This window comes from Streptomyces sp. NPDC025806, assembly GCF_055558275.1.
In genome coordinates this window covers 17,937-34,338 of the sequence record NZ_JBVHMU010000019.1, presented here as the reverse complement: position 1 = coordinate 34,338, position 16,402 = coordinate 17,937, and the positions used below count along the sequence as shown (strand labels likewise).

Genomic DNA, 16,402 nt, shown 5'->3' with positions numbered 1-16,402 from the left:
GGGGCGGGTGGGTGGGAGCGGGGCCGGGGCCATGGGCGCCCGGTGATGCAGGGGCCATGGGCCCAGGGGCCGGGGTCCCGGGGGGCGGGGCCCCTGGGGGCGAGGGCCTGGGGGGCAGAGGACCAGAGGGCCAGAGGGCTAGAGGGCTAGAGGGCCAGAGGTGAGCATCACCCCTGGCGGGCCCCCGCCCCATAGGCGCCGGCGGTCATGGGCCGCAGGTTCACCCCTGCGGGGCCCGGACCAGGGTCAGAGGCGGGCTCCGCAATGAGGCCACGGAGTGGCTCCGCGGCGGGCATAGAGCTTCTTCGCGCGGTAGGTCTGTTCGGCGGCGGACGCGTCCTGGGGGCGCCCCGAGCCGCCGAGGCTCTGCCAGGTGCGGGTGTCGAACTGGTAGAGCCCGCCATAGGTGCCGCTGGGGTCGGTCGCGCCGGGCCGCCCCCCGGACTCGCACTGGGCCAGCGCCCCCCAGTTGAGCCCGGAACCGGACCCGGACCCGGTCTCCTCCGCGGGCCGCGGCTTCGTGCCGACCCGGACCAGCTGGGCCCGGGGCGCCCGGACCAGCTCGTCGGCGACCCGGCGCGGCTTCTGGCGCACCCCGTTGACGGTGCGCAGCGCGTACGTGACGCGGCGCAGGCCGGTCTCGCCGGCCCGGGTGACGACCTCCGTGCCCTCGAAGAGGCTGTCGTCGCGGCTGCGCTCGGTCGCGTAGGGGATGAGCTCCTCGCGGACCTCCTTGCGGCCGGTCACCCGCATCACGGTGATCGTCTGCCCGTCGCGCGGGAAGCTGTCGCGGGCGACGGACAGGGTGTCCTGGCCGCGCAGGGTGACTCCGGCCTCGTCGACGGCCTCGCCGACGGTCGCCGCGTTGGTGCGCAGGGTGCGGCGCTGCCCGTCGGCCATGATCGTGACACTGCGTTCGGTACGGACGGCGAGGTCGAGGCCGTGCCGTCCGATGGTCTGGGAGCGGGACGTGGAGACGTAGGCGCCCTCGGCCCGTACCCCGAGCTGGTCGAGCGCCCCGGCGACGGTGCGGGCGGTCGTCCACACCTCGCGGCGCTGTCCGTCGAGGGTGAGCCGGACGGGCCGCCCGTAGCGGACGGCGACCTCGTCACCGTCGGCGAGCGCGGCGCCCGGGGCGGGTGCGACGAGGTCGTGGTCGCCGACGTCGACGCCCTCGTCGGCGAGCAGCTCGGTGACGTCGTCGGCGAAGGTGTGCAGGGTGCGTTCCTGGCCGTCGATGCTGAGGTGGACGGCCTTGTCGTTGGCGACGAACGCGGAGGTGCCGCCGGCGAGGAACGCGACGACCAGGGCCTGGGGGACCAGTCGGCGCAGGGTGTCGGGGCGCGGCTCCCGCTTCTTGCGGCGGGCGGCGCGGCGGGTGCCCCGGCTCGCCTGGCGGGGCAGGGCCGTCTCGGTGCGGGCGGTGGCGGTCGCGTACGCCTGGGCCTCGACGGCGTCGGACCACGGGGCGTCGAGCGCGACGACGGTCGGCTCGTACCCCCCGAAGCCGTGCGCGTCCCCGGACCCGACAGAACCGACGGACCCCGCCGAACCGACGGACCCGACCGAACCGACCGAACCGACCGAACCGTACGGATCCTCGTACGTCTCGTACGGCTCGTACGGCGCTTTGCTCACGACGACGCTCCAGGCGCTCCAGGGGTCCGCCCCCGGGCCGGGGCGGGTCGGGCGAGCAGAACCTAGCGGAGCGGTCGTCACTCTCCAAAGCGACGCGACTACGTGGTGTCGCGATCACCGGCGCGGGGTCGGTGCCGGTTTCAGTAGGCGAAGGCGCGGGCCGTGTTGGCGGAGACCGAGGTCGCGAGGGCTTCCTCGGTGACGCCCTTGACGGCCGCCATGGCGCGCAGCGTGACCGGAATCAGGTACGGGGCGTTAGGCCGACCGCGGTACGGCGCCGGGGTCAGGAACGGGGCGTCGGTCTCCACCAGGATCAGCTCCATGGGGGCGACTTCGAGGGCGTCCCGCAGCGGCTGGGCGTTCTTGAAGGTGACGTTGCCCGCGAAGGACATGTAGTAGCCGTGCTGGGCGCAGACGCGGGCCATGCCGGCGTCGCCGGAGTAGCAGTGGAAGACGGTGCGCTCGGGGGCGCCCTCCTCCTTCAGGACCCGCAGCACGTCCTCGTGGGCCTCGCGGTCGTGGATGACGAGGGCCTTGCCGTGCCGCTTGGCGATCTCGATGTGGGCGCGGAAGGACTTCTCCTGGGCCGCCTTGCCCTCGGGGCCCGTGCGGAAGTAGTCGAGGCCGGTCTCGCCGACACCCTTGACCTGCGGCAGCGCGGCGAGCCGGTCGATCTCGGCGAGCGCCGCGTCGAGCCCCGCGTCACCGAGCGGCTCGCGCGCGCCCTGCCGGGACCATCCGTCGGGGTCGCCGTGCACGATGCGCGGCGCCTCGTTCGGGTGCAGGGCTACGGCCGCGTGGACCGCGGTGTGCGCGGCGGCGGTGTCGGCGGCCCACTGCGAGCCCTTGAGGTCGCAGCCCACCTGCACGACGGTCGTCACGCCCACCGCCGCCGCCTTGGCGAGGGCCTCCTCGACCGTGCCCGCCTGCATGTCCAGGTGGGTGTGCGAGTCGGCGACCGGCACGTCCAGCGGCGCGGGCGGCGGGGGCGGGGTGGCGTCCTTGGCGTTGGGGCTCATGCCCCGATCCTACGAACCGGCCCTCCGGTCCCACGAACCGATTCCTGTCTCGCGTCCCGCGAAGACGCACCGGTTCCGGACCGGCCCCGGTCCTACGAACCGGGCTCGTCCGTCGTCTCGGCCGCGTCCTTCTTGTGGTGGTGGCTGAAGGGGTGGAGCAGGTCCGACAGGTGCCAGTGGTGCTCGTGCGGCTTCCGGGCCTCCGCGGCCGCCGGCTCGGGCGCCTCGACGGGCCCTGCGGGCGGCGTGCGGTGCTGCGGGTTCTTCGGGTTCTGCATGATGTCGAGGACGGAGGAGACCCGGCCGGCCCGCATGATCCGTACGACGTGCCCGCCGCAGTTCAGGCAGGTGGGCCGGGTGAGCGGCGAGGGAACCCGCTCGCCGTCCGCCACGTACATCACGAACTCCGCCCCGTCCCCGTCGACGTGGTGCTCGATCTCGTAGGACTGCTCCCATCCGTGCCCGCAGCGCATGCAGGCGAAGGAGTACGACTCGTGGGCGATCGAGGTCGCCGCGCCGCGGTTGGGGATCGGGGGCGTCTCGGCACCGGTGGTCGTCCTGGAGACTGCGAACTCGCTCATGCCAGCTCCTCTTGTCCGCTGGACAAGCGCTGCCCTCGGGCAGCGTGGGGACGGGTGCGTCCCCTTCGACCAGTGGACGCCTCCGGCGGGCCGGGCGCAAAGGACCTGTCGACTGTTGGAGCCGATTTGGCGCTTCCCTGCCGAAAGGGCGCCGCACCCGGTCTTCGCTTTGCTTTTCAGGTTAGTCCTTTACGCGCTTATGGGGCGGTTCGATCCGCATTCTTTGCTGCGACGACCGCATCGAAGACCTCGCGCTTGGGCAGCCCCGCCTCGGCGGCGACGGCGGCGATGGCCTCCTTGCGCCGCTCCCCCGCCTCCTCCCGCACCCGGACCCTGCGCACCAGCTCAGCGGGGGTGACGTCGTCCGCGGACTTCTCCGGGGCGCCCTCCACGACGACGGTGATCTCGCCGCGGACGCCCTCGGCGGCCCACGCGGCGAGCTCCTTGAGGGGGCCCCGCTTGATCTCCTCGTAGGTCTTGGTCAGCTCACGGCACACGGCGGCCCGGCGGTCGGCGCCGAACGCCTCGGCCATCGCCGCGAGGGTGTCGTCGAGACGGTGCGGGGCCTCGAAGTAGACGAGGGTGCGGCGCTCGTCGGCGACCTCCTTGAGCCGGCCCATCCGCTCGCCCGCCTTGCGCGGCAGGAACCCCTCGAAGCAGAACCGGTCGACGGGCAGCCCGGACAGCGCGAGCGCGGTGAGCACGGCGGAGGGGCCCGGTACGGCGGTGACGCGGATGTCACGCTCGACGGCGGCGGCCACCAGGCGGTACCCGGGGTCCGACACGGACGGCATCCCGGCGTCGGTGACGAGCAGCACCCGCGCCCCGCCCGCCAGCGCCTCCACCAGTTCGGGGGTGCGGGCCGACTCGTTGCCCTCGAAGTAGGACACGACGCGCCCGCCGACGGTCACTCCGAGCGCCTGCGCGAGCCGCTTCATGCGCCGCGTGTCCTCGGCCGCGACCACGTCGGCGACGGCCAGCTCCTGCGCGAGCCGCGGCGGCGCGTCCGAAATGGCCCCGATGGGGGTGCCTGCGAGTACCAGCGTTCCGGTCGAATCTGCGGTTCCTGTCACTGTTCCAGTCTCGCAGGGGTCACAGACGGGATTCGCACAGTCGGGTTCCCTACGATGGCGCGGTGACCCATACCGCGTCGTCGTCCCACCCGACCGAGACCCCGTCGCGCGCCGCTGCCCGGCAGGACCCCGCCGAGGCGGAGCGGCCGTCGTCGTGGCTGCGCGGTCTGCGCCGATTCGGGTACGCCGGGCGGGAGAGCGGGGGCGGTGTCCGGGAGCGGCTCGTGCCGTCGTTCCCCCCGCCGACCTCGCGCCTGTGGCCGGCGGGCGGGCTCGGCCGGTTCTCCGGCTGGGTCGGTCCGCTGCTGGTCACGCTGCTCGCGGGCCTGCTGCGCTTCTGGCACCTGGGCAGCCCGAAGGCGGTGATATTCGACGAGACGTACTACGCGAAGGACGCCTGGGCGATCATCCACCGCGGCTACGAGGTCAACTGGGCCAAGAACGCCAACGACCTGATCCTCCAGCGCGACGGCGACATCCCGATCCCGCACGACGCCTCGTACGTCGTGCATCCGCCGGTCGGCAAGTACGTCATCGGGATCGGCGAGTGGCTGTTCGGGTTCAACCCCTTCGGCTGGCGGTTCATGACGGCGGTGCTCGGCACGCTGTGCGTGCTGATGGTGTGCCGGATCGGGCGGCGGATCTTCCGCTCGACGTTCCTGGGCTGTCTCGCCGGTCTGCTGCTCGCGGTGGACGGGCTGGCGTTCGTGATGAGCCGGACCGCGCTGCTCGACTCGGTGCTCGTGTTCTTCGTGCTCGCCGCGTTCGGCTGCCTGGTCGTGGACCGGGACCGCAGCCGGGAGCTGCTGGCGGCGGCGCTGCCCGTGGACGAGCACGGGCTGGTGCGGCCCGACGCGCACATCGCGGAGACGTTCCGGTTCGGGTGGCGGCCGTGGCGGCTGCTCGCGGGCCTGTGCCTGGGCCTGGCGGCGGCGACGAAGTGGAACGGGTTCGTGTATGTCGCCGCGTTCGCCCTGATGACGGTCCTGTGGGACGTGGGCGCGCGCCGGGTGGCCGGGGCGCGGAACCCCTGGATGGCGACGTACCAGTGGGACGTGGGCTGGGCGTTCGTGTCCACGGTGCCGGTGGCGGTCGGCACGTACGTGCTGTCCTGGCTGGGCTGGATCCTGTCGCCGGACGACGGCACGGGCGGCTATCTGCGCAACTGGGCGGTGACCGCGGGCAAGGGCGGCCACTTCACGTGGCTGCCGGACTGGGTGCGCAGTCTGTGGCACTACGAGCACGAGGTCTGGGAGTTCAACACCCATCTGACCTCGGCGCACACGTACCAGTCGAACCCGTGGAGCTGGATCGTCGACGGCCGTCCCGTCTCCTACTTCTACGAGTCGCCCACGCCCGGCACGGACGGCTGCCCGGCGGACGCGGCCGACAAGTGCGCCCGCGAGGTCCTGGCGCTCGGCACCCCGCTGCTGTGGTGGGCGGCGGCCGTCGCGCTGCTGTTCGTGCTGTGGCGCTGGTTCTTCCGGCGTGACTGGCGCGCGGGCGCGATCGTGTGCGGGATCGCGGCCGGCTATCTGCCCTGGTTCCAGTACCAGGAGCGGACGATCTTCTACTTCTACGCGGTCGTCTTCGCGCCCTTCCTGTGTCTGGCGGTGGCGATGATGCTGGGCGCGATCATCGGGAAACCGGGTTCGTCGGAGCGGCGCCGGATGGCCGGGGCGGCGGGCGCGGGCGTCCTGGTCCTGCTGATCGTGTGGAACTTCATCTACTTCTGGCCGATCTATACGGGCACGGCGATCCCGATCGACTCGTGGCGCTCTCGGATGTGGCTCGACACCTGGGTCTGATCGCGCGTACCCGATACCTGGGTCTGATCCCGTTTCGGCCGTTTTCTCGATCTCTCTTCGGATACTTTCGGACACCATCCACCTAACTCCCCGTCGCCGGGGCCTCACGCGTGCCTACAGTCCCAGCGTCAACCTGGGGAGGGGACGCGCATGCGCAAGGGGGCCAAGGTCGCGATCGTCGGCGGGGTGTTCACCGTCATGGTGGGCGGAGCCGGGTACGGGGCCTTCAACATCGTCACGGCCGTCACGGGGAACGGCGGCTCGCCCGCGGCGGGCCCGGCGGCCCACCGCACGGGCCCGCCGACGGCCGACGAGGTCGACGAGACGTCGCGGAAGTTCCTCGCGGCGTGGGGGAAGAACGACGCGGACGGGGCCGCCGGGTTCACCAACTTCGCGGAGAACGCGCGCGAGGCGTTGCGCGGCTGGCACGAGGACGCGCACATCACGCACACCGTGCTGAAGGCCGGGAAGCCGTCCGGGGCGACGGTCCCGTTCTCGGTGCGGGCCACCGTGGAGTTCGACGGGAAGAAGAAGACCCTGTCCTACGACTCCTCGCTCACCGTCGTGCGCGGCGAGACCACCGGGCGGCCCCTGGTGAAGTGGCGCCCGTCCGTGCTCCATCCGGACCTGCGGGAGGGCGACACCCTGCTCACCGGCGAGTCCGCGGCGCCGCCCATCGAGGCCGTGGACCGCGACGGCGTCGTCCTGACCGCGAAGAAGTACCCCTCGCTCGGCCCGGTCCTGGACCAGCTGCGCTCCCGGTACGGGGACAAGGCGGGCGGCACCCCGGGCGTCGAGACGTACGTCCAGCACGCGAACGCCGACGGCACCGAGACCGCCAAGACACTGCTCACCCTCACCAAGGGCAGGCCGGGCACGCTGCACACGACCCTCAGCGCGAACGCGCAGGCGGCAGCCGAGGGCGCCGTCGCGCGGTACGCGCAGTCGTCGGTGGTCGCCGTGAAGGCGTCGACCGGTGAGGTGCTGGCGGTGGCGAACGCCTCGGAGCGCGAGTTCAACGCGGCGTTCAACGGCCATGTGGCGCCCGGTTCGACGCTGAAGATCCTCACAGCGGCGGCGCTCATCGACCACGGCGTCACGACCGAGACCGGCCCGGCGCCGTGCCCCGACTCGGCGGTCGCGATGAGCCAGACCTTCCACAACCTCAAGGGCATGGCGTCGAACGAGGGCGCGACCCTGGCCAACAGCTTCGCCCGCTCCTGCAACACGGCCTTCATCAAGTACTCGGACGACCTCGGCGCGCAGAACTTCGCCGACGAGGCGACGCAGCGGTTCGGGCTCGGCAAGGACTGGAAAACGGGCATCGTCTCGTTCGACGGCTCGGTGCCGGCGGCGGGCGGGTCGGACGCGGCGGCCGGGATGATCGGCCAGGGGAAGGTGCAGATGAACCCGCTGAACCTGGCCTCGGTGACGGCGACCGCGATCACCGGCACCTTCCACCAGCCGGTCCTCGTCGCCCCGGGCCTCGACGACCGCACCCTGGCCACGGCGCAGGGACTGCCGTCCGCGACGGTGTCCCAGCTGCGCCGCATGATGAACCTCACGGCGACCGCCCCCTACGGCACGGCTACGCAGGTCATGGCGGGTCTGGGCCCGCACATCGGGGCGAAGACGGGCTCGGCGGAGGTCGACGGCCAGGGCAAGTCCAACTCCTGGTTCACCGGGTACCGCGGCGACGTGACAGCCTCGGCGATGGTCCTGAGCGGCGGCCACGGAGGCGACGCGGCGGGCCCGATCGTGGCGACGGTCCTGAGAAGCGCCTCGTAAGAAGCGCCCCGGCACGCAACCGATGCCGCGCCGCCACCGTTCAGTCCTACGGCGAAGAAGCGCACCCGGCTCCCCGCGCCGACACCAGCCCCCTAATCTGAACATCAGCCAAACCACCGGAGGGAACACGTGGGCACCAGAGGCAAGCGGCGCGAGCCCTCGCGCCGGAACACCAACGCCCTGGTGATCGGCGCCGCCGCGACCGTCGTGGCCGTGGGCGCGGGCATCGGCGTCTACGCCTTCGCGGACGGCGACAGCGAGGCCGCCGCCGACAGCAAGCCCCTGATCAAGACGGGTCCGCCCACCGCCGCGGAGACCCGGGTCGCGGCCGGGCGTTTCCTGTCCGCGTGGCAGAAGGGCGACACCGCCGGCGCCGCCGCGGCCACGGACGACGCCCCCGCCGCGCGGACGGCCCTGTCCGCGCTGGCGAAGGAAGCCCACCTCGGCGAGTTGAAGCTGACCCCGGGCACCCGCAAGGGCGCCACCGTTCCCTTCCACGTCACGTCGAAGGTCACGTACGAGAAGACGAGCAAGCCGTTCGCGTACGACTCGAAGCTGTCCGTCGTGCGGGACAAGAAGACCGGCAAGGTGTCCGTCGACTGGGCGCCGGACGTCGTGCACCCGGATCTCCGGGACGGGGACCGGCTGGTGACGGGCGAGGCGGGCGATCCGCCGGTCAAGGCGCTGGACCGGGACGGCGGCGAGCTCAGCGTGAAGAAGTACGCCTCGCTCGGCACGGTCGTCGACGGGCTGCGCGAGAAGTACGGGAAGAAGGCCGGCGGCACCGCGGGCGTCGAACTGCGCGTCGTGCGCAAGGACTCCGAAGAGGCGTCCGGGAAGAAGTCCGCGACGACGAAGGCGCAGGACAAGAACGCGCTGCCCGACAAGACGCTGCTCACCCTCTCCGAGGGCACCCCGGGCACCGTGAAGACGACGCTGAGCCCGTCGTTGCAGGCCGAGGCGGAGAAGCAGGTCGCCTCCCGCAAGAAGGCCTCGGTCGTGGTCGTGCGGCCCTCGACCGGCGAGATCCTGGCGGTGGCAAACTCCAGCCCCGGGTTCAACACGGCGTTCCAGGGTTCGCTCGCGCCCGGTTCCACGATGAAGGTCATCACCTCGTCGATGCTGCTGGAGAAGCATCTGGCGGGCGTCGACAAGAAGCACCCGTGCCCGAAGTACTTCACGTACGGGCACTGGAAGTTCCAGAACGACGACAAGTTCCAGATCAAGAACGGGACGTTCAAGGCGAGCTTCGCCGCGTCCTGCAACACCGCGTTCATCAGCCAGGCCCCGAAGCTGGAGGACAACTCGCTGACGCTGCAGGCCCAGCAGGTGTTCGGGCTGGGGATGAACAACTGGGCGATCGGGGTGTCCAGCTTCGACGGCGCGGTGCCGGTGCAGTCGCAGGCGCAGATGGGCGCCTCGCTGATCGGGCAGGGCGGGGTGCGGATGAACCCGCTGAACATGGCCTCGGTCGCGGCGACCGTGAAGTCCGGCACCTTCCACCAGCCGTACCTCGTCTCACCGGACTTCGACCACCGCACGCTGGCGAAGGCCTCGCGCACGATGTCCGCGAAGACGGTCGCGGACCTGCGCGAGCTGATGCACTACACGGCGGTCGCGGGCACGGCGGTCAAGCCGATGGCGGGGCTCGGCGCCGACATGGGCGCCAAGACGGGTTCGGCGGAGGTCGACGGGCAGAAGGAGCCCAACGGCTGGTTCACGGCCTGGCGCGGGGACCTCGCGGCGGCCGCGGTCGTGCAGCAGGGCGGCCACGGCGGCGACTCGGCCGGTCCGGTCGTACGGCAGATGCTGCTGTCCGGCGGCTGAGCCGGGCCGGGCGCCGGGCCCGATACCCGGTCGCATGGGCGGTACACGGACCGTTAGCGTGCCGTCCATGACGTCTACAGACAGCAGCCCCTCCGTGTCGGAAGCCGCGTCGGACGCCGGGGCGGGCGCCGCGCACCCCCGCTTCGCCGAGGCCGTGACCGGCATGGGACTCGCCGGACTCCTGCCGCGCGTACGGCGGTTCCCGGACGCGACCCGCACCGCGCAGGAGGCTGCCGCCGCGATCGGCTGCGAGCTCAGCCAGATCTGCAAGTCGCTGATCTTCGCCGCCGACGGCGTGCCGGTGCTCGTCCTGATGGACGGCTCCTCACGAGTCGACCTGGAGCGGGTGCGGCAGGCGCTCGGCGCCGGGAAGGTCACGCGGGCGAAGGCGGACGTGGTGCGCGAGACGACCGGTTACGCGATCGGCGGCGTCCCGCCCTTCGGGCACCGCACGCGCACCCGGGTGCTCGCCGACCGCTCGCTGCTCGCGCACGACGAGGTGTGGGCCGCGGCCGGCACCCCGTACGCGGTGTTCCCGATGGGGCCGGAGGAACTGGTCGAGCACGCGGGGGCGACGCTCGTGGACGTGCGGGAGTGACGCCGCTCGTCACCGCCGCGGTCCTGCTCGCCGCGGTCACCCACGCGTCGTGGAACGCGCTGGCCCACCACATCACCGACAAGCTGGTCGGCTTCACGCTGATCGCCGGCGGCGGAGTCCTGATCGGGCTCGTGCTCGCGCTGTTCGCGCCGGTCCCGGCCGCGGGCGCCTGGCCGTACCTGATCGCCTCCGCGATCCTCCACGTCGGCTACATGTGCCTGCTCATGACCTCGTTCCGGCTCGGCGACTTCGGCCAGGCCTATCCGATCGCGCGCGGTACGGCGCCCCTGCTGGTGACGGTCCTCGCGGCCGTGTTCGCCGGTGAGGTGCCGGGCGGCTGGCAGGCGGCCGGGGTCGCGGTGTCCTGCGCGGGTCTGACGGGCCTCGCGCTGTGGGGACTGCGCGGGACGGGGCGCAGGCCGGACTGGACGGCGCTCGGCGCGGCCCTCGCGACCGGTGCCTCGATCGCCGCGTACACGGTGGTGGACGGGCTCGGGGTGCGCGCCTCGGGGTCCTCCCTCGGCTACATCGCGTGGCTGATGATCCTGGAGGGCCTCGCGATCCCGCTCTGGGCCGCGTCCCGGTGGCGGGGCGAATTCGTGGCCACGCTGCGGCCGTTCGCGCTGCGCGGGCTGTTCGGGGCGGCGCTGTCCGTGGCCGCGTACGGGCTCGTGCTGTGGGCGCAGACGCGGGCGGACCTGGCCCCGATCTCCGCGCTGCGCGAGTCGTCCATCATCGTGGGCGCGGCGATCGGGGCGGTGTTCTTCAAGGAACGGTTCGGGATGCCGCGCATCATGGCGGCGGGCGTGATGGTGGCGGGCATCGGGCTGATGCTGCACGCCGGGTGACGGTGCGTCAGCCCGCGGCGATCTCGCCGGCGGAGCGCTCCACGCACAGCTCGTTGCCCTCGGGGTCGTGCAGGGTCACCCAGCCCCGGCCGTCGGGGCGGCGGTGGTCGCCCGCGATCTTCGCACCGAGCCCGAGCAGCCGCTCGACCTCCTCGTCACGGGTGCGGTCCTGGGGCTGGAGGTCGAGGTGCACCCGGTTCTTGACCGTCTTGGCGTCCTCGACGCGGATGAAGAGCAGCGCCGCGTTCGCGCTGGTCACCAGGGCCTCGGGGTCGCCGGGGACGTCCTCGTCGGAGACCTTGCCGTCGAGGACGGCGGCCCAGAACCCGGCCAGGGTGTAGGGATCGGCGCAGTCGAAGGTGATGTGGCGCACGAGAGAAGACATGCCGGCCACCCGACCATGCGGGGCGGTGGGCGTCCAGCGCTTTTCGGGGTCGGCCGCCGTAACTCCGCGCGTCCGTAGCCGGGTGCGGGCCGGTGGGGCTTCTCGCGCAGTTCCCCGCGCCCCTGAAATGCATGCCCTTCGGGCGCATTTCCCCGATCAAGGTGCGGGGCGCCCCTCATCGGGGGAAGGCGCGGCGAAGCCGCAGCCTTTCAGGGGCGCGGGGAACTGCGCGACCAGCCCCCACCGGCCCGCACCCGGCGAACAACCAGGGCCATCCCCCACCCGCCCCTCAGGGCGACCCCAGGGGACAACCAGGGTTTCTCCGGAGGGAGTTGAGGACAGGCCCCGGCCAGCATGAGGGGCATGACATCACCCCGTACCGCATTCATCCTGGGCCCCACCCTCTTCGCCGCCTACGGAGTGCTCCGCGCCCTCGACGGCCTGGACGGAGAGCGCGGCCCCGGACTCGCCTGGACCGCCGGGCACCTGTGCTTCGTCGTCGCCCTCGCCTTCTTCGTCAGAGGATTCGCGGAACTGCGGGCGCGAGCGGGGCGCCGGGACCGCGTGGCGACCGTGGGCCTGTGGACCGGGATCGCCGGCGCGGCAGCGCTCACCGTGCAGTTCGGCGTGGACATCGTGACCGGCCTGATGGCCGCCGACCACGCGGAGATGGCGCGGCTCAGCGACCAGTTCGGTTCGCTGCCCGGCGTGGAGGCCGCCTTCTACGCGTTCGGGCCGATGCTCTTCTTCGTCGGCCAGATCGTGCTCACGCTGCGCCTGTTCGCGCTGCGCGGGCTGCCGCTGTGGTCGCCGTGCCTGGTGTTCGCCACGACGCTGATGCCGTTCGCGAGCAAGGACCTGATGCCGGTGGCCGCCGTCCTGCTGCTGGTCGCCTACGCGCCCCTGTGGCGGCCCGCCGCCTCGCGCACCGCCCTGACGAGCGCCTGAGCGCGGGGGTCCGCGGTAACGCCCTTCTGCAGGCCGTTCGTGACGTAGCCGAAGGCGAGGCCCGACTCGGGGTCGGCGAAGCCGAGGGCGCCGCCGCGGCCGGGGTGGCCGAAGGATCCGGGGGCGAGGAGCGGGGAGGAGGCGCCGTGCAGCATGTAGCCGAGGCCGAAGCGGGACGGGGCGATCAGCACCCGGTCCGGTCCCGCGGAGGCCTCCGTGCGGGCGAGCCGCACGGTCTCCGGAGTGAACAGGCGGCTCCCGCCGTCGACTTCGCCGATGAGCGAGGCGTAGAAGCGGGCGAGTCCGTCGGCGGTGCCGATGCCGTTGGAGGCGGGGAGCTGGGCGGCGCGGTAGGCGGGGTCGTTCTCGTCCGGCGCGGGCGTGATGGAGTCGAAGGCGCGGCGGGTCTGCGAGGCCGGGTCCGCGTACGCCTGGACGAGGGCGGGCTTGGGGCGTGAGCGCGGGGCGCCGGGCACGACCGGGGCCTCGACGGGGCCGACCCGGCCCGCCCGGTGGGCCTGCTCGGCGGGCAGTCCGATCCACAGGTCGGCGCCCACGGGCGCGGCTATCTCGTCGGCGACGAACGCGCCGATGGAGCGTCCGGTGACCCGGCGGACCAGCTCGTCGGTGAGCCAACTGTAGGTCTGGGCGTGGTAGCCGTGGTCGGTGCCGGGCCGCCAGGCGGGGGCCTGTGCGGCGACGGCGGCGGCGCCGAGGTCGGGGTCGGCGGCCTCGGCGGGCGTGAGCGGCCGGTCCAGGGACGGAACTCCGGCCCGGTGCGCGAGCACGTCCCGTACCCGGGCGTCCTCCTTGCCCGCGGCCTTGAACTCGGGCCAGTACGCCCCGACGGGCGCGTCGAGGTCCAGCTCCCCGCGCTGGTGGAGCAGCAGCAGCGCGGCGGCGGCGACGCCCTTGGTGGCGGACCGCATGATCTGGGCGGTCCCCGGCTCCCAGTCCGCCCCTCCGTCGACGTCCCGGGTCCCGGCGTACAGGTCGACGACCTTGCGCCCGTCCTCGTAGACGACGACTGCGGCGCCGCGCTCACCGCGACCCGTGAAGTTCTCGGCGAAGGCCTGCTCGACGCCTTCGAAACGGGGGTCTGTCATGCCGTTCACTGCTGTGTCCACAGGCTGTGCAACAGGGGGTGGGGGCGATTGATTCCGGGCGGGTCCCAGGGCCTCAGGGCTTCAGGGCCTCAGCCCGGGAGGCCGGGGGCGCCCGCGACCGACCGGGGGTCGAAGCCGAACGGCAGTTCCAGGCGGTGGCGGTGCATCAGCTCGTCGTCGGCGAGGAGGTCGCCGGTCGCTCCGTCGGCCGCGATGACGCCCTCGCTGAGGATCAGGGAGCGCGGGCAGAGCTCCAGGGCGTAGGGGAGGTCGTGGGTGACCATGAGGACCGTGACGTCCAGGGAGCGCAGGATGTCGGCGAGTTCGCGGCGGGAGGCCGGGTCGAGGTTGGAGGACGGCTCGTCGAGGACGAGGATCTCCGGCTCCATCGCGAGAACGGTGGCGACGGCGACGCGGCGGCGCTGGCCGAAGGAGAGGTGGTGCGGCGGGCGGTCCGCGTACCCCTCCATGCCGACGAGGGAGAGGGCCCGGTGGACGCGGGCCTCCAGCTCCGGTCCCTTCAGTCCGGCGGCGGCCGGGCCGAAGGCGACGTCCTCGCGGACCGTCGGCATGAACAGCTGGTCGTCGGGGTCCTGGAAGACGATGCCGACCTTGCGGCGGATCTCCGCCATGTTTTTCTTCGAGACCGGCAGGCCGGCGACGGTCACGGTGCCCGCGCCGCCGGTCAGGATGCCGTTGAGGTGCAGCACGAGGGTCGTCTTGCCGGCGCCGTTCGGCCCGAGCAGGGCGACGCGCTCGCCGCGCCCGATGGTGAGGTCGACGCCGAAGAGGGCCTGGTGGCCGTCGGGGTAGGCGAAGGCGAGGCCGGAGACCTCGAGAGAAGCGGTCACAGGGTCCATCCCAACAGGCATACGACGAGGGCGGCGAGGGGCAGCGTCAGCGCGGAGGTCCACTGGGCGCGGGAGGCGGTCACGTCGTCGATCACCGGCATGGTGCCCGCGTAGCCGCGGCTGACCATGGCGAGGTGGACGCGCTCGCCGCGCTCGTAGGAGCGGATGAAGAGGGCGCCGGCGGACTTGGCGAGGACGCCCCAGTGGCGGACGCCGGAGGCCTCGAAGCCGCGGGACTCACGGGCGATCTTCATGCGGCGCATCTCGTCGGTGATCACGTCGCCGTAGCGGATCATGAACGAGGCGATCTGGACGAGCAGCGGCGGCAGCTTGAGGCGCTGGAGTCCGAGGAGCAGTTCGCGCAGTTCGGTGGTGGAGGCGAGCAGCACGGACGCGGCGACGCCGAGGGTGCCCTTGGCCAGCACGTTCCACGCGCCCCACAGGCCGGACTCGCTGAGCGACATCCCGAGGAACTGCACCCGCTCGCCCTCGGCGACGAACGGCATGAGCACCGCGAACGCGACGAACGGGATCTCGATGAGGAGCCGCTTGAGCAGGTAGCCGGCCGGGACCCGGGCCGCGTAGGCGACGCAGCCGAGCAGCACCGCGTACAGGCCGAAGGCCCACATGGCCTCGCGCGGCGTGGAGACCACGACGATCACGAAGCCGAAGACGGCGGCGAGCTTGGTGTGCGGGGGCAGGGCGTGCACCGGTGAGTCCCCGGCGCGGTAGAGGCGGTGGGCGTGTCCGGCACCCATGTCAGGCCACCGGGTCCTTCGCGCGGACCTCGGTGGAGGCCGCGTCGGCCGTACGGCGCCTGCGCAGCGCCCAGAAGACGGCGGATCCGGCGACGACGGTCACGCCGACGCCGATGACGCCGGCGAGGCCGCCGGAGAGCCGGGAGTTCGTCACGTCGCGGACGCCGTAGTCGGCGAGCGGCGAGTCGGCGGCGGCGTGCTCCTCGGTCTTGCGGTCGAGACCCTTGTCGTGGGCGACCTTCTCCAGGCCGTCCGGGTTCGCGGAGGCGTAGAAGGAGACGAAGCCGGCGAGGACGAGGGAGGTGACGAGGCCGGTGATCCAGATCTTGCGGTGCGAGCCGCCGGACGCGGCCGGGGCGGGCGCGGCGGCGGGGGCGTCGACGAGCTCGCCGCCGACGCGCAGCTTGAGCGGCGCGGTCAGTCCGCGGGCCCCGTACACGAGGTCGGGGCGGACGGCGACGACGGCGCCGACGGTGAGCGCGGTGATGACGGCCTCGCCGATGCCGATGAGGACGTGGACGCCGACCATCGCGGTGGCGACCTTGCCGAGGGAGACGTCGGTGGTCCCTCCGACGGCGTAGAGGAGGGTGAAGACGAGGGCGGCGGCCGGGACCGAGAGGAGCGCGGCCACGAAGGACGCGACCGTGATCGAGCGGCGCCCGCGCGGCAGCAGCTTCACGAGGCCGCGGAAGACGAGGTAGGCGACGACGGTGGTGGTGATCGCCATGTCGGTGACGTTCACGCCGAGGGCGGTCAGGCCGCCGTCGGCGAAGAGGACGCCCTGCATGAGGAGCACCACGGACACGCACAGGACGCCTGTGTAGGGGCCCACGAGGATCGCGGCGAGTGCTCCGCCCAGGAGATGACCGCTGGTGCCCGCGGCGACGGGGAAGTTCAGCATCTGCACGGCGAAGATGAACGCCGCGACCAGGCCGGCCAGGGGTGCGGTGCGCTCGTCCAGCTCGCGGCGCGCTCCGCGCAGGCTCACGGCGACGGCACCCGCGGCGACGACACCGGCGGCCGCGGAGACGGGCGCGTTGATGAATCCGTCGGGGACATGCATGGGCGGGAACTCCGGCGCTCGGGCGGCTGGTCGACCGGCTGGTCGGCCGTTCGATGATAGGGCCTTGTTGCGAACTGCTCGCAAGAGCGCCTCGGCCTCAGCTGGTCGCGG

The 16,402-nt window shown here is 72.7% G+C and carries 15 protein-coding genes; 6 read left to right on the top strand and 9 right to left on the bottom strand.

The features are described 5' to 3' along the window. Positions 1–246: 246 nt before the first annotated feature. From ACZ4E1_RS32870 to rsmI, 4 genes are all read right to left on the bottom strand, one after another. Entirely contained in the window at positions 247–1,638 is a 1,392-nt protein-coding gene (locus ACZ4E1_RS32870; RefSeq protein WP_467546406.1) for a ubiquitin-like domain-containing protein, read from the bottom strand. A 140-nt stretch (positions 1,639–1,778) separates the two neighbouring features. Next, complete coding sequence (locus ACZ4E1_RS32865; RefSeq protein ID WP_467546404.1) at positions 1,779–2,657, bottom strand: TatD family hydrolase; 879 nt, start codon at positions 2,655–2,657, stop codon at positions 1,779–1,781. Positions 2,658–2,749: 92 nt separating this feature from the next. Further along, positions 2,750–3,238 (bottom strand): hypothetical protein, encoded by a 489-nt coding sequence (locus tag ACZ4E1_RS32860; protein WP_467546402.1) that lies wholly within the window; start codon positions 3,236–3,238, stop codon positions 2,750–2,752. Positions 3,239–3,435: 197 nt separating this feature from the next. Then, the gene (rsmI, locus tag ACZ4E1_RS32855) at positions 3,436–4,311 is read right to left on the bottom strand and encodes a 16S rRNA (cytidine(1402)-2'-O)-methyltransferase (protein ID WP_188338428.1); all 876 of its coding nucleotides are present in this window, start codon (positions 4,309–4,311) and stop codon (positions 3,436–3,438) included. A 62-nt stretch (positions 4,312–4,373) separates the two neighbouring features. On the opposite strand from rsmI, the gene ACZ4E1_RS32850 reads away from it, so the two are divergent. The 5 genes from ACZ4E1_RS32850 to ACZ4E1_RS32830 all read left to right on the top strand — a co-directional run bounded on the left by ACZ4E1_RS32850 (position 4,374) and on the right by ACZ4E1_RS32830 (position 11,180). Beyond that, entirely contained in the window at positions 4,374–6,119 is a 1,746-nt protein-coding gene (locus ACZ4E1_RS32850) for a dolichyl-phosphate-mannose--protein mannosyltransferase (RefSeq protein ID WP_467546400.1), read from the top strand. Positions 6,120–6,269: 150 nt separating this feature from the next. Then, on the top strand, positions 6,270–7,907 hold the full coding sequence (locus tag ACZ4E1_RS32845) for a penicillin-binding transpeptidase domain-containing protein (RefSeq protein ID WP_467546398.1): 1,638 nt from the start codon (positions 6,270–6,272) through the stop codon (positions 7,905–7,907). A gap of 129 nt (positions 7,908–8,036) precedes the next feature. Next, entirely contained in the window at positions 8,037–9,734 is a 1,698-nt protein-coding gene (locus ACZ4E1_RS32840) for a penicillin-binding transpeptidase domain-containing protein (protein ID WP_467546396.1), read from the top strand. A gap of 67 nt (positions 9,735–9,801) precedes the next feature. Further along, positions 9,802–10,332, top strand: coding sequence for a YbaK/EbsC family protein (locus ACZ4E1_RS32835; protein ID WP_467546394.1), 531 nt, complete (start codon positions 9,802–9,804; stop codon positions 10,330–10,332). Continuing rightward, positions 10,329–11,180 (top strand): EamA family transporter, encoded by an 852-nt coding sequence (locus tag ACZ4E1_RS32830; RefSeq protein WP_467546392.1) that lies wholly within the window; start codon positions 10,329–10,331, stop codon positions 11,178–11,180. Before ACZ4E1_RS32835 ends, ACZ4E1_RS32830 begins: the two co-directional genes overlap by 4 nt. Before the next feature lie 7 nt (positions 11,181–11,187). Here the strand turns inward: ACZ4E1_RS32830 and ACZ4E1_RS32825 are convergent, their stop codons facing one another. Next, on the bottom strand, positions 11,188–11,565 hold the full coding sequence (locus ACZ4E1_RS32825; protein ID WP_467546390.1) for a VOC family protein: 378 nt from the start codon (positions 11,563–11,565) through the stop codon (positions 11,188–11,190). Positions 11,566–11,928: 363 nt separating this feature from the next. Between ACZ4E1_RS32825 and ACZ4E1_RS32820 the strand changes: the two genes are divergently transcribed. Continuing rightward, positions 11,929–12,513 carry a hypothetical protein gene (locus ACZ4E1_RS32820; protein ID WP_467546388.1) on the top strand — a complete coding sequence of 195 codons (585 nt, stop codon included), beginning with the start codon at positions 11,929–11,931 and terminating at the stop codon, positions 12,511–12,513. Here the strand turns inward: ACZ4E1_RS32820 and ACZ4E1_RS32815 are convergent. From ACZ4E1_RS32815 to ACZ4E1_RS32800, 4 genes are all read right to left on the bottom strand, one after another. After that, on the bottom strand, positions 12,459–13,619 hold the full coding sequence (locus tag ACZ4E1_RS32815; protein ID WP_467546386.1) for a serine hydrolase domain-containing protein: 1,161 nt from the start codon (positions 13,617–13,619) through the stop codon (positions 12,459–12,461). The two genes, ACZ4E1_RS32820 and ACZ4E1_RS32815, sit on opposite strands and share 55 nt — an antisense overlap. 89 nt (positions 13,620–13,708) lie before the next feature. Continuing rightward, a complete protein-coding gene (locus tag ACZ4E1_RS32810; RefSeq protein WP_467546384.1) occupies positions 13,709–14,479 on the bottom strand; it encodes an energy-coupling factor ABC transporter ATP-binding protein in 771 nt (256 codons plus the stop codon). After that, a complete protein-coding gene (gene cbiQ, locus ACZ4E1_RS32805; protein WP_467546382.1) occupies positions 14,467–15,228 on the bottom strand; it encodes a cobalt ECF transporter T component CbiQ in 762 nt (253 codons plus the stop codon). The genes ACZ4E1_RS32810 and cbiQ overlap by 13 nt, the downstream gene beginning before the upstream one ends. A gap of 1 nt (position 15,229) precedes the next feature. After that, positions 15,230–16,291: an energy-coupling factor ABC transporter permease gene (locus ACZ4E1_RS32800; protein WP_467546380.1), complete on the bottom strand. Its 1,062-nt coding sequence runs from the start codon at positions 16,289–16,291 to the stop codon at positions 15,230–15,232. Positions 16,292–16,402 lie beyond the last annotated feature (111 nt).